Annotated in this window: 10 protein-coding genes and 1 tRNA gene; 5 read left to right on the top strand and 6 right to left on the bottom strand. The window is 41.9% G+C overall.

Annotated features, from left to right (window positions below; genetic code table 11):
* Window positions 1-6 precede the first annotated feature (6 nt).
* Window positions 7-777, bottom strand: coding sequence for an ATP-binding cassette domain-containing protein (locus tag NLF92_RS06815; protein ID WP_254100131.1), 771 nt, complete (start codon window positions 775-777; stop codon window positions 7-9).
* Window positions 778-981: 204 nt separating this feature from the next.
* Here NLF92_RS06815 and NLF92_RS06820 point away from each other — a divergent pair, with 204 nt between their 5' ends.
* The 3 genes from NLF92_RS06820 to asnB all read left to right on the top strand — a co-directional run bounded on the left by NLF92_RS06820 (window position 982) and on the right by asnB (window position 5,468).
* Complete coding sequence (locus tag NLF92_RS06820; protein ID WP_254100133.1) at window positions 982-1,698, top strand: YIP1 family protein; 717 nt, start codon at window positions 982-984, stop codon at window positions 1,696-1,698.
* Window positions 1,699-1,842: 144 nt separating this feature from the next.
* Window positions 1,843-3,522 carry a M28 family metallopeptidase gene (locus NLF92_RS06825; RefSeq protein ID WP_254100135.1) on the top strand — a complete coding sequence of 560 codons (1,680 nt, stop codon included), beginning with the start codon at window positions 1,843-1,845 and terminating at the stop codon, window positions 3,520-3,522.
* 275 nt (window positions 3,523-3,797) lie between these two features.
* A complete protein-coding gene (gene asnB / locus NLF92_RS06830; RefSeq protein ID WP_254100137.1) occupies window positions 3,798-5,468 on the top strand; it encodes an asparagine synthase B in 1,671 nt (556 codons plus the stop codon).
* A gap of 150 nt (window positions 5,469-5,618) precedes the next feature.
* On the opposite strand, the gene NLF92_RS06835 is transcribed toward asnB, so the two are convergent.
* A complete protein-coding gene (locus tag NLF92_RS06835) occupies window positions 5,619-6,509 on the bottom strand; it encodes a transporter substrate-binding domain-containing protein (RefSeq protein WP_254100139.1) in 891 nt (296 codons plus the stop codon).
* Between the two features lie 8 nt (window positions 6,510-6,517).
* Window positions 6,518-7,192, bottom strand: a complete 675-nt coding sequence (queE, locus tag NLF92_RS06840; protein WP_254100141.1) for a 7-carboxy-7-deazaguanine synthase QueE — start codon at window positions 7,190-7,192, stop codon at window positions 6,518-6,520.
* A gap of 121 nt (window positions 7,193-7,313) precedes the next feature.
* On the opposite strand from queE, the gene queC reads away from it, so the two are divergent.
* Window positions 7,314-7,982: a 7-cyano-7-deazaguanine synthase QueC gene (queC, locus tag NLF92_RS06845; protein WP_254100143.1), complete on the top strand. Its 669-nt coding sequence runs from the start codon at window positions 7,314-7,316 to the stop codon at window positions 7,980-7,982.
* Window positions 7,983-8,001: 19 nt separating this feature from the next.
* Here queC and NLF92_RS06850 read toward each other — a convergent pair whose 3' ends face one another.
* The 3 genes from NLF92_RS06850 to NLF92_RS06860 all read right to left on the bottom strand — a co-directional run bounded on the left by NLF92_RS06850 (window position 8,002) and on the right by NLF92_RS06860 (window position 12,415).
* Entirely contained in the window at window positions 8,002-8,928 is a 927-nt protein-coding gene (locus NLF92_RS06850) for a LysR family transcriptional regulator (protein ID WP_254100145.1), read from the bottom strand.
* A 101-nt stretch (window positions 8,929-9,029) separates the two neighbouring features.
* Window positions 9,030-11,048: an excinuclease ABC subunit UvrB gene (uvrB, locus tag NLF92_RS06855; RefSeq protein WP_254100147.1), complete on the bottom strand. Its 2,019-nt coding sequence runs from the start codon at window positions 11,046-11,048 to the stop codon at window positions 9,030-9,032.
* A gap of 29 nt (window positions 11,049-11,077) precedes the next feature.
* Entirely contained in the window at window positions 11,078-12,415 is a 1,338-nt protein-coding gene (locus NLF92_RS06860; protein WP_254100157.1) for an MATE family efflux transporter, read from the bottom strand.
* Between the two features lie 685 nt (window positions 12,416-13,100).
* Between NLF92_RS06860 and NLF92_RS06865 the strand changes: the two genes are divergently transcribed.
* A tRNA-Asn gene (locus NLF92_RS06865) sits at window positions 13,101-13,177 on the top strand.
* Window positions 13,178-13,253: the final 76 nt, after the last annotated feature.

Raw genomic sequence — 13,253 nt, forward strand, 5'->3', positions numbered from 1 at the left:
CTCTCCTTAGCTAATGCTCGTAATAAACGATTGATGAAGTGAACCTGGCGCCAGACTTTCGAAAGAGGCTAGATCACCATTGTATTTGGTAGTGCCTTCACTGATCACGGTGACCGTATCGCATAACTCTTTGACTTCATCTAGATGATGAGTGGAAAAAATCACAGGCGTGTTTTGTGCTTTTAGGGTTTTAATAAACTCAATTACCGTCTGGGTCGCCATGATATCTAATCCTGTGGTGGGTTCATCTAAAATCACCACAGCAGGATCATGCACTACAGCTCGAGCGATAGATATACGTTGCTTCATCCCTGTAGAGAAGTTTTCCGAACGGCGTTCTAAAAACGTATCAAGTTCCAACACGGCAGATAATTCATCTATCTTTTGGGTAATTTGCTGATCGGTCATGCCGTGTAGCTTGCCAAAATAAGCGATATTTTCACGTCCCGTCAAGCGTCCATATAAACCGGTGGAACCCGATAAAAAACCAATGCTTTTACGAGCTAGAATAGGATCTTGTAACACATCTACACCGTTAATTTTAATCGAACCACCATCGGGCTGTAAGGCGGTGGAAAGCATGCGAAGCGTCGTCGTTTTCCCTGCGCCGTTGGGACCTAATAAGCCCAATACTTGACCTTTGTCACAGCTAAAATTGACATTTTGTACAGAATGAAAAAAACGCCCTTTTAAGCGAGGATCTTTTTTTTCTTGCTCGCTGAGTTTTTTAGGGTTTTCTACCTTAAATTTTTTCGCCAGTTGAGATATCTCTATCATCGAATGTCCTTATTAAAAAGATTATGTGTCACATAATAGACACAGTCCTAAAAAATGCCCAATGAAATCAAATTACTTATTCGAGTATTTTGTATCGATATGTTTCGAATATGAATTTCACATTTGTTAACAAATTAAAACGACATTTTTACTTCTGATGTTTTATCATTTACTGTGGAAATCAAACAATAACAGGAACGCAACATGACGCAAGTGACGAATCCAATCCAAGCATGTAATGATATATTTTTCAGACCCGCTGCGGTATTTGAAGCTTTAAAAACACATAATAACTGGTCTTGGATCCCTTTTATTATTGTTTCTATTTTAGCCATTTTACCAAACTACCTGTACTTCTCTTCGGTAGATCCTACTTGGTACACAGAGTACGTAAGTACTACTCACGCTGACTTCCAAGATTTAAGTCCGGCTGAGATTGACACTATTATGCAATTCCAGCAACCAGATACGCTAGCACTATGGGGTGGCATTGGCGGTATTGTGGGTTTAATTATCATCAATGCGATTGTTGCGGTTTACTATAACTTAGTGACCCGTTCTGACGAAGAAAATGTCATGGGATTCACTGATTGGTATGGCGCTACTTGGTGGATGGCAATGCCAATTGTCATTGGTTCACTCGCCTCTGTATTAGCCATTCTACTGACAAACAATGCTGGACAGATCGAGTTACAAGCAATCTCTGCGACATCACTAGCTTTTATTTTCGGAGTGGGCATTGATTCGCATTGGTTTAATTTTTTAAACGCTATCCGTATTGAGACGTTTTTAAGTATTTATATCGCGGCATGTGCGATTGGTACTTGGACGCGTTTTACATTCCAAAAAAGTGTGCTACTCGCGGCGATCCCCACTATCGTAGTGTATGGCTTATCTTTAATTTATATGGTTTTAAACTGAGTTTGAAACGCATTTAATCACACACTTAACAATACACATGGCAGTCGTTGGGTTGACAACGCACTGCCATTTTTTTACCTCAGTTTGCATCCCAATTAATTTTCAATATACTGAGCAAGCATTTAAAATTGAGAGTATAACAATATGAAAAAAACACTCCTTGCGAGTGCCCTAGTGTCTTTAACCCTAATGGGTTGTACCGACACAGCACAATCTGACACAGATAAAACTGGACAACCGGCAGCACCTACCAAGAACGAAAATAGCCAAAATCAGGCACATTTCGAACTCGCCCAAAAACTCATTAGCACCGATAAAGTCAAAGCGCATGCAAAAGTGCTTGCTTCTGATGAATTTGAAGGACGTTTACCCACCACTATTGGTGAAGAAAAAACCCTCGATTACTTAATAAGTAACCTCACATCCTATGGTGTAGCACCGGGTAACGGTGACAGTTTTTTACAAGAAGTCGCTTTGATGGAAATCACAGCTGATACCAATATGTCCTTACAGATTGGTGCGGACACGTTCGCTTATAAAACTGACATGGTCTTAAATTCCAAACGAGAAGTGGATACGATCAACCTAAAAGACTCCGAATTGGTATTCGTTGGTTATGGTGTCAATGCGCCTGAATACAATTGGAATGATTATGCCGGTCTGGATGTAAAAGGGAAGACCGTTGTCATTTTGGTCAACGATCCGGGGTTTGAAAATCCTGAAGGTGATGTATTCCAAGGTAAAACAATGACCTATTATGGGCGTTGGAGCTATAAATACGAAGAAGCCAGTCGCCAAGGTGCTGAAGCTGCACTCATTGTTCATGAAACTGCTCCAGCATCATATGGCTGGTCAGTCGTAGCAAATAGTTGGAGTGGCCCGCAATACGGGTTAGTTTCTCCTGACGGCGGTGCCAGCCGGGTCGCAATGGAAGGTTGGTTAACCCTTGAGGCCGCAGAAAAAGTATTTGCGGCTGCGGGTAAAGATTTTGCAACTGAAAAAGCCGCAGCGATTAAAGGGCCCTATCACAGCGCGTTGAATATTGCAGCCAACGCTACCGTAAAAAACACGTTTAAAGCGTCAAAAAGCTACAATGTTTTCGCCACTGTCAAAGGCTCAAAACGCCCTGATGAACATATAATCTACACCGCACATTGGGACCATTTAGGTAAGGATGAGAGTAAAGAAGGTGACCAAATCTACAATGGTCTCCATGACAATGCTACCGGTACAGCTGCAGCGCTAGCTATGGCTGAAGCGTTTGCTTCATTACCTGTTGCGCCTGAGCGTTCGGTATCCTTCCTCATCGTCACAGCGGAAGAGCAAGGGTTATTAGGCTCAAAATACTATGCTGACAACCCTATTATTCCATTGGCGAAAACGGTTGCCAATATCAATATGGATGCGCTGAACGTCTTGGGTAAAACAAAAGATATTTCCGTCGTGGGTATGGGCAAATCTGAGCTAGAAACGTACTTAGATAACACTGCAAAAAGACAAGGTCGCTACCTGACTCAAGAAGATAAACCTGAAGCGGGTTATTATTACCGTTCTGATCATTTCAGCTTTGCTAAACAAGGAGTACCGGCATTATATGCATCGGGTGGTTCAGAGCCTGTTGATGAAGAAACCGCCGCTTATCGTAAACGCACTCAAGTAATTGTCCGCGGCTGCTATCACCAGGTGTGCGATCAATATCGTGACAGTTTCGATTTCAGTGGCATTGAACAAGATGCACGTTTATTGTTCGATGTCGGTTATCATGTCGCCAATACAGATAACTGGCCACAGTGGTCTGCTTCTAGTGAGTTCCAACGTAAATAAATCGTTATAACAACATCAGGGTTTTGCCCTTGAGCGTTAACAATTTATAGAGACGTAAATACCACAACAACAAAAGGTCGGTTTTTCCGGCCTTTTTTATGGATAAATCACATTTAGACTTGCAATTTCGCTGTAAAATGGCACATTGTACGCGGGCGCGAGTTAAAAATAATAAAACCATCGCAAAAGAATAAATACACCTCACCTCATACTTTCTGAGAAACGACAGTTGTGTAGCCTTTAGACAATTAATTTCAAACAAAGAGAACCAATTTATGTGTGGTATATTCGGGATCCTGGACATCAAATCTGATGTCACAGAGCTTCGCACCCAAGCCTTAGAGCTTGCCAAATTACTTCGCCATCGTGGCCCAGACTGGTCGGGTATTTGGAATAATGACAATGCAATCTTATGTCACGAACGTCTCGCCATTGTAGATGTTGACACAGGCGCTCAGCCACTTATCTCAAATGACCAACAACAAGCTCTTGCTGTAAATGGCGAAATTTATAATCACCAAGCTCTAGCTGCTGAATTTGCTGCAGACTACGATTTTGCAACACGTTCTGATTGTGAAGTTATTCTGCCCTTATACAAAAAATTTGGCGCCGAGTTCATTGACAAACTAGAAGGTATGTTTGCTTTTATTTTGTATGATGAAACCACGAATTCATACCTTATTGCCCGAGACCATATTGGTATTATTCCTTTGTATACCGGTTATGATGAACATGGTAATTTTTATGTCGCATCCGAGATGAAATCTTTAGTTCCGGTATGTAAAACGGTTTCAGAGTTCCCTCCTGGACATTATCTTGATAGCAAAACAGGTAAGTTAGTTAAATATTATCAACGTGATTGGATGTCTTATGACGCGGTCAAAGACAATACAACGAATTTAGATGATTTGAAAAAAGCCTTTGAAGACTCAGTGAAGTCTCACCTAATGTCTGACGTACCATACGCAGTCTTATTATCCGGTGGCTTAGACTCATCTCTAGTGTCTGCTGTTGCAGCCCAATACGTAGCAAAACGCGTGGAAGATGATAGCCAGTCTGATGCGTGGTGGCCTCGCCTTCACTCTTTTGCAGTTGGCCTTAAAGGTGCTCCAGACCTGGTAGCTGCGCAAAAGGTAGCGGACATGATTGGGACAGTACACCATGAAATCAACTTCACTATCCAAGAAGGTTTAGATGCTATTCGTGATGTCATATATTACTTAGAAACGTATGACACAACGACTATCCGTGCGGCTACTCCGATGTACTTGATGACCCGTAAAATTAAAGCAATGGGTATTAAAATGGTACTTTCTGGTGAGGGTGCTGATGAGATCTTCGGTGGTTACTTATATTTCCACAAAGCACCTAACGCAAAAGAATTCCATGAAGAAACCGTGCGTAAGCTAGACCGCTTACACATGTTTGATTGTGCTCGTGCTAATAAATCAACTTCCGCTTGGGGCGTTGAGGCTCGTGTACCATTCTTGGACAAAAACTTCATTGATGTTGCGATGCGTCTTAATCCTCAAGATAAAATGTGTCTTGATGGCAAAATGGAGAAATGGATCTTACGTAAAGCCTTTGACGATAATACTTATTTACCTGATGAAGTGCTTTGGCGTCAAAAAGAACAGTTTGGTGATGGCGTAGGTTATTCCTGGATTGACTCTATTCGTGATTTTGTAGAACAAGAAGTCACAGACCAACAGCTAGCTAATGCTGAATTCCGCTTCCCAGTGAATACGCCAGATACGAAAGAAGGTTTCTTCTACCGTACTATCTTTGAGGGTTACTTCCCGCAAGAAAGTGCCGCGAAGTGTGTGCCAGGTGGTAAATCTATTGCTTGTTCGACAGTCGAAGCTTTAGAGTGGGATGAGAGCTTTAAAAATAATGCTGATCCTTCTGGTCGCTCCATGAAAGATGTACACCAAAGCCAAGAATAAACAGGCTACAACAACATCGACACCCAAGCCACATTAGTCACATCAAAGATGGGTTGATAGATAGGCTGATAAAAGGGTGAATAGGTGAACTGATTAACACTTAATAAGGTGGTTTCCGTAAGGACACCACCTTTTTTATTGCACGAACACTTATTGTTCGAACCACAAAGCGGGATTAGATAAAGGAGTCGCCTCTGGCAACAAAGGATTGGCCAAATTCAACATCACTCTGTCTGGCACATTTAATGCCTTGAGCATTGGCATATATGTTTCTGTAAATAACTGATCAAAAGAACCATCAGCGATTGCCATATCCAAACCGCGCTGGAGTAATTTGGCTAAGATCTTATTTTGTTTATTCACAAAAAAATAAGCCGCTGCGGGGTAACGCAAGACGTAATTTTCTTCTAATACTAAGTTTTTAGTCAGTCCTGCATTTTCCATCTCGCCAGTCACCTCAATCACTGAGCGTGGCAGAAAGTCAGCTTGTTCACGTTGCATGGTTTGAAATACTTCAGCATAATCGGTGGCATTAATCACAGAAAAACCATTGGCTCGCAAAATTTTAGTATCCGGCCAATTCATTCCTTGGACCGAATTTTTAGCCATTAAATCACCAGCCTCTAAACGGGCAAAGCGAGTGCGATTATCAGTATGCATCAGCAACACTCGCCAACCAATCAATCCTTTATAGATAGGGATACGAATGGGTAACAAATCAGACTCCCTCTGCTTATCCGTCATCGACCATACGACGTTTACTTGACGATTATCCTTTAAATAATTCAGTGCTTTGTGTTGTAAAAGGGTGTCATCAGTAGGCGTAACCGTGTAACGTACACCCGTTTTAGAAAGTGAAAGCTCCAAGAGCTTAACCACATATGAAAAATCCTTAGACCCTTCATTTAGCGCTTTAGGATAGGTAATTTGCCAAACCGCAGCACTTGCGTGCGACATAGATAATGTAACTATCAACAGCACTGTAGAACACCGCAATGCCAGAGATTTACTACGTGAAGCTAGTTGTGCGATGAATTGCATAAAAACTCCTACTCGATACCAATGAACTTGTGTGTTTGTAACGATAAGCGCCAATTTCGAGCAATACAGGTTTTGATAGCCAAATCAGTTGCTCGCGCTTGTTGCGAAATAGGTTGTAAAAATATGACCGGTTGCTGAGTCAATTCAACACTTGCCAATAATGTATCTAATTCATCAATATGTTTTTGCATGGCAATGGCATGTTTTATCTCATCGGCACGCAACAATGCTTCAGCTAAAATAGGATATTTCCCAGGCATATTGATTTTTGGGGACACCGTCACAAAAACATCGTCATGCACACGCACGGGAAACGTACCACTGGTTTCAATTTGCACTGAAAACCCAGTTGCTACCAAGGCAGTTGTCAGTGGCAGTAAGTCATGCATACAAGGCTCACCACCAGTAATCACGATATGCTTGGCCGTGTAACCGCGACGAGTAAACTCAGCTAATAAGGTGTCACTATTAAATATAGCGTGAGTAGGCGCTTCTTGCCGCTTTGTTGCGAGTTCCAAAATGGGAATTGTATCTTTTTTATCCGTTATCCAGGTGTGCTGAGTATCACACCAAGGACACCCTACTGGACAGCCTTGGAAACGTACAAATATAGATGGAACCCCTGTGTGACTTCCCTCTCCTTGCACCGATTGAAAAATTTCATTTATCGCAAATTCAGACATTATGGAATAACCTTCAAAGACATACGCACTATTTGTTTAGCTTCGTTGTATAATACCTTAAAATAGTCACTTAACATACAAACCCTGATAGACTTACTTCGATTAGCCTAGGACAAACAACATGCAAAAAAAAGCGGTGCTTATTTACTCTGGTGGCATGGATTCATATACCTTACTTAACCAAGTCATACACGACGGGTTAAAGCCTGAGGAGCTTGCGTGTTTAACCTTTGATTATGGACAAAAGCACAACAAAGAAATTGTGTATGCACAAAACGTCTGTAAGGGACTAGGGATCACTCACAAAGTGATCGACATCACTTCTATAAATAGCTTATTGGGTGGTTCATCGTTGACTGATGATATAGAAATTCCAGAAGGTCACTATGAAGAAGACTCCATGCAATCAACAGTAGTGCCCAACCGTAATATGATTTTATTATCACTCGCTGTGGCTTATGCGGTATCTCTTGAAGCAGACACGGTTTATTATGGGGCACATTCTGGTGATCATGCTATCTACCCTGATTGTCGCCCAGAGTTCGTCCAGAAAATGGATGCGGTATGTCGTATTGCAAACTACCAGTCAGTCACTATAAAGACCCCATTTTTACATGACAGTAAAATTGAAATTTTACGCAAAGGCTTAGCTTTAGGCCTGGATTATAGTAAGAGCTGGACTTGTTACAACGGTCGAGAAGCAGCCTGCGGTAAATGTGGAGCATGTGTAGAACGTCTAGAAGCATTTAGTGAAAATAACGTTGTTGACCCACTGACCTATGAAAAGTGAGTGAGTCAATAAGCCAGAATTAGCGCTTTTGCGACTCTGTCACAAAGTGGCAGAGCTCTTTAATGAGATAACGTAAAACGGGATTTAATCTAGTATTTTTGCCATTCATCACAAACAGTTCATGTTCAAAATTAAATAAGGCTCCACCACCGACAGGCACTAAGCCAAGCGCTACACCTTGTTCTCTTGCCATATAATCAGGTAACAAGCCAACATATTCACCGGTCATAATGGCAGACATACATACGTCGAATGAATCAGAGAAGGTTTGGATACTCATGCGCTCGTCTTCACCAATATAATTAGACGACGATAAACCTGAAATACCAATCGCTGGATAATCTTCAATATTAATATTCGCAGGTAAACTATCTTTGTATTTGGCTAAGGGATGCGAAGGCGCACAATACATGCGACCCGCGAAAGATGTACCAGTGGAATGAAAAATCACCGACTCCGGTTTCACCATATCATAGGTAGATAAAACTAAATGACATTCACCCGATTGGGCGACATGTTCAACCTCGTTATATAAACGATTTTGAATATTGACGTGAATATCATCAAACTTTTTCATGGTCGAACGGACCGCTCTACTCACCGCCAAATGCACCGACAAGGGTAAACCCGCCATCAACACCAAGGTGACATGACCCGAATAGTCGTCATGAAGATTTTTAAGATTAAATACGAAATTATCGAACGCGTTGAAAATCCGCTTGGTTTCTTGAAAAACCACCTCACCTTCTTTGGTAATCTGAAAACCGCCACGTCCACGGTGGCATAATATCAAATCTAAACGTTCTTCTAATTTTTTGATAGCTGCACTGATATTAGGTCGTTGCATACGCAAAACCGGTTCAGCTGCTGTAAATCCGTTACATGAAGCTACCGCGTAAAAGACTCGGAGTAACTTAATATCCGACTCTTGCAAGCGATTTAACATGTGTTTGCCTTTTAAGTATGTATTGTTATACCTTACTAATACTAGCTAATAAAAATATATACGCAACAAATCATTACGGATTTACGTCATTAATCGCAAAACTAACTAATTTTTACGATTTCAGCGCGCAGTAGCTCAATATCGTCACGTAATTTCGCCGCTTTTTCAAACTCAAGCTCGCGTGCTGCTGTGAACATTTCTTTTTCTAGCTCAGCCACTTTATCCATCATTTGCGTCGCCGTCATAGCCTTGTATGTCTTTTCTTTCTCAGCAATTTTACGCAATTTCACTTTACCGGAATCTGGATGCGCATTGTCATCTCCTAAATCCATAATATCGGTAATGGGTTTATTCAAAGCTTGCGGAGTAATGCCATGTTTAGTGTTGTGTTCCACTTGTTTTGCCCGACGTCGATCCGTTTCGTCCATCGCTTTTTTCATGGAGCCGGTAATTCGATCAGCATACAAAATAGCGCGACCATTGATGTGACGAGCCGCACGACCAATGGTTTGGATCAATGACTTTTCCGCTCGCAAAAAGCCTTCTTTATCCGCATCTAAAATAGCAACTAGCGAGACTTCAGGCATATCGAGCCCCTCTCTTAGCAAATTAATCCCCACCAAAACATCAAACTTACCAATCCGCAGATCACGAATAATTTCGATGCGTTCTACCGTATCAATATCCGAATGCAGATAGCGGACTTTTACCCCATGTTCATTCAGGTATTCAGAAAGATCTTCTGCCATTTTTTTGGTCAACGTCGTAATCAACACTCGTTCATTGACCGCAACGCGTTTGTGGATTTCGGACAACACATCATCAACCTGCGTCGCGACTGGCCGGATTTCGATTTCTGGATCAATCAAGCCCGTGGGGCGCACGACTTGCTCAACCACATCACCGGCACACTTTTCTAACTCATAATTACCTGGCGTGGCAGATACATATATCGTTTGTGGGGCAATATGTTCGAACTCATTAAACTTTAATGGACGATTATCCAACGCTGAGGGTAGACGAAAACCAAACTCAACCAGCGTTTCTTTTCTGGAGCGGTCACCTTTGTACATCGCACCGACTTGTGACACGGTGACATGTGATTCATCGATAATTAACAAACCGTCTTTGGGAAAGTAATCTAAGAGCGTCGGCGGTGGTTCATTGGGAGCACGGCCGGATAAATAACGCGAGTAGTTTTCAATGCCCGAACAATACCCCAGCTCCATCATCATTTCGATATCAAACTGCGTCCGCTGGGAAATGCGCTGCTCTTCTATCAGCTTATTCATCTCCAACAATTGTGCTTTACGTTCGGCTAATTCTGCTTTGATATTGTCGACAGCGGCAATGATTTTTTCTCGAGGTGTCACATAATGTGTTTTAGGGAATACGGTGGTTCTAGCAACTACTTTATCTACCGCCCCAGTTAGGGGATCAAACAAACTTATTTGCTCAATCTCTTCATCAAATAACTCTACCCGCACTGCCTGCTTTTCTGAGTCGGCAGGGAAAATATCAATCACATCACCACGCACACGGAAACTGCCGCGTTCAAACGCTAAATCATTGCGCTTGTATTGTAACTCTGCTAAACGTCGTAGAATATCACGTTGGTCCATCGTATCGCCCTGACGCAAATGTAAGAGCATTTTCATGTAGGACTTAGGATCACCTAAACCATAAATGGCGGAAACAGACGCGATAATCACAACATCACGACGCTCCATCAATGCTTTTGTCGCTGACAAACGCATTTGTTCAATATGCTCATTAATGGAGGAATCTTTTTCTATAAAGGTATCGGTACTGGGTACGTAGGCTTCTGGCTGATAATAATCGTAATAAGAGACAAAATATTCGACAGCATTTTCTGGGAAAAACTCTTTCATTTCACCGTATAACTGAGCGGCTAGTGTTTTATTGTGGGCAAGTATTAAGGTGGGACGCTGTACCTCAGAAATCACATTTGCCATGGTGAACGTCTTACCGGAGCCGGTCACCCCCAACAGCGTCTGACACGCCAATCCATCATTTAACCCCTCGACCAGCGAAGCAATGGCTTTGGGTTGATCACCCGCTGGCGAATACTTTGATTTTATATTGAATGTTTTAGCCATATTTAATTTTTTATCTCGCCGTGTATTACTTAAGAGTGGGAAAGCGTTGTGGATTGTTCTTGTTTAATCATACGCATAAACCAAGCGTAAGAGATTAAGGCCATCACTGCATTGGCTAAGACCACGCCTGCAAACAATCCGGTAAGGCCATAATATATACTGCCCAAATAGCAAAATGGGACAAAAAAGATGAACAAACGCAGACTATTTAAACACAGAGCCGCCATAGGACGATGTACAGCATTGAACGCCGAGTTAGTGAGGACAACAACACCTTGCAGACCATAACCTAGCGGTACAATCATCAAAAACAAAGCAATCAAGGTCGCCACTTCTGTCTCTTTCGTAAACACCCAAGCAATATAATCTGCCACGATATACAACACGCTAAATACCAACAATTGGAAACCCACAACAAATTTAATCGCAATCTGATAGGCTGCTTTCACTCGGTCTATCTGCTGCGCCCCAAAGTTTTGCGATAGCAAAGGCGGTAAAGACATAGACAAGGCCAGCATCACAATACTAGCAATAGACTCTAACCGTCCACCCACGCCCCAAGCAGCAACAGCATGAGGTCCGTAACCAGCGACAATCGCAGTCACGACACCGGCGGCAATCGGGGTCAACATATTCGCCCCTGCCGCAGGAATACCGATGTTTAAGATCCCCGCAGCATGGGTTTTATATTCTTTCAAGGTTAACCAACGCGGTGTCATCAATGAGCGTTTGTGTAGCAATATAAGAATCCAAATCACGCCTACAGCCCATGCAATTCCTGTGGCAATCGCTGCGCCTTTGATCCCAAAGGCAGGAACAGGTCCCCAACCAAAAATCAGTAAAGGATCTAATAAGGCATTAATTGCACCTCCACTGGCCATAATCATACTTGGCGATTTAGTGTCGCCCGCTGCGCGTAACACACTATTGCCCACCATTGGTATAGCTAAAAAGACACCGGCGGCATACCAAATAGACATATAATCATAAATAAGTGGAATGAGTAGCGCGTCAGCCCCCAACCAAGAAAAAATAATCGGAATCGTGTGATAACCAACGACACATAACAGCCCAACTAATGCAAACACTGTCATTAAGGCCGCTGTTGCCGTTATTTTTGCTTCAGCTACCTGATGATTTCCTAACAAGCGGCCAATCACAGCGGAGGTCCCTATACCTAAACCGATATTTAGACTAATCACGGTAAAGGTGACAGGAAAGGTGAAACTAATAGCCGCAAGTTCATCGACGCCAAGCAATGCAACAAAAAATGTATCAACCAGTCCAAAGGTCATCAACATGACCATGCCTACGATCATTGGCATCGTCATACTGCGCAGTGTGGTCTTTATATCCCCAGTCAACATAGGGTTTACACTATGCTCTGTGGGACTTGCTGGTTTGTTGTTTGTCTCAGACAAAGATTTATCCTCATTATTTGAGGCACAGAATAACACGAAATCGATCCAAAATAGCGTTTCGCAAGACGAAACTACACGCTATTTTTGGTTAATGAATAGAAATTATACTATTAGCTAAAACGCTGTCATATTTTTGACATTTTGGAGAGAGAAAATTTTCTTTGAGAAAAATATACACAAGTGAAGTTTATAGTCTACGTAATAAACAGATTGCGCAATTGATATACACGAAAACTTTTAAGTGACTGATTTAAAACGATAAAACAAAAATTTTCTTGCAGGTATGTTTTTTCAGCGCATGTGCCAAAAAAACAACAATTGCGCTAGCCAATATTTCATCCACACACTTATCCACAACTCTCGTGGATAACTAAAAAAACCCTTGCATGACAAAGTTTTGACATGAATTGTTGAATAAATAGGTTAGTATTCCCTTACCATTGACCTGTAATAAAATTGTAACCTCCTCTTATAACACTGTACACAAAAACAGTATTCCAGTAATTTTTAATATCAAATAGTTCTAAATAAAAGGATTTCTATAATATGCGTTATTTTGAAAAAAAATGATATTTTATGTTGACACAAAGGGCTCTGATATTTAATATTCGCGCTCGTTGAAAAGCTCAGTTCCCCCTTAGCTCAGTTGGTTAGAGCGACGGACTGTTAATCCGCAGGTCCCCCGTTCGAATCGGGGAGGGGGAGCCATTTTCAACGAATGTTTTACGATTCCCCCTTAGCTCAGTTGGTTAGAGCGACGGACTGTTAATCCGCAGGTCCCCCG

Origin of the sequence: Opacimonas viscosa (assembly GCF_024199005.1) — a bacterium.
Taxonomy (GTDB): Bacteria; Pseudomonadota; Gammaproteobacteria; order Enterobacterales; family Alteromonadaceae; genus Opacimonas; species Opacimonas viscosa.

What these genes read in the sequence shown, in the direction of transcription:
- asnB (WP_254100137.1), top strand. Translation starts at nt 3,798, where the DNA reads ATGTGTGGTATATTCGGGATCCTGGACATCAAATCTGATGTCACAGAG.
- NLF92_RS06820 (WP_254100133.1), top strand. Translation starts at nt 982, where the DNA reads ATGACGCAAGTGACGAATCCAATCCAAGCATGTAATGATATATTTTTC.
- NLF92_RS06860 (WP_254100157.1), bottom strand. Translation starts at nt 12,415, where the DNA reads ATGTTGACTGGGGATATAAAGACCACACTGCGCAGTATGACGATGCCA.
- NLF92_RS06815 (WP_254100131.1), bottom strand. Translation starts at nt 777, where the DNA reads ATGATAGAGATATCTCAACTGGCGAAAAAATTTAAGGTAGAAAACCCT.
- NLF92_RS06835 (WP_254100139.1), bottom strand. Translation starts at nt 6,509, where the DNA reads ATGCAATTCATCGCACAACTAGCTTCACGTAGTAAATCTCTGGCATTG.
- queE (WP_254100141.1), bottom strand. Translation starts at nt 7,192, where the DNA reads ATGTCTGAATTTGCGATAAATGAAATTTTTCAATCGGTGCAAGGAGAG.
- queC (WP_254100143.1), top strand. Translation starts at nt 7,314, where the DNA reads ATGCAAAAAAAAGCGGTGCTTATTTACTCTGGTGGCATGGATTCATAT.
- NLF92_RS06825 (WP_254100135.1), top strand. Translation starts at nt 1,843, where the DNA reads ATGAAAAAAACACTCCTTGCGAGTGCCCTAGTGTCTTTAACCCTAATG.
- uvrB (WP_254100147.1), bottom strand. Translation starts at nt 11,048, where the DNA reads ATGGCTAAAACATTCAATATAAAATCAAAGTATTCGCCAGCGGGTGAT.
- NLF92_RS06850 (WP_254100145.1), bottom strand. Translation starts at nt 8,928, where the DNA reads ATGTTAAATCGCTTGCAAGAGTCGGATATTAAGTTACTCCGAGTCTTT.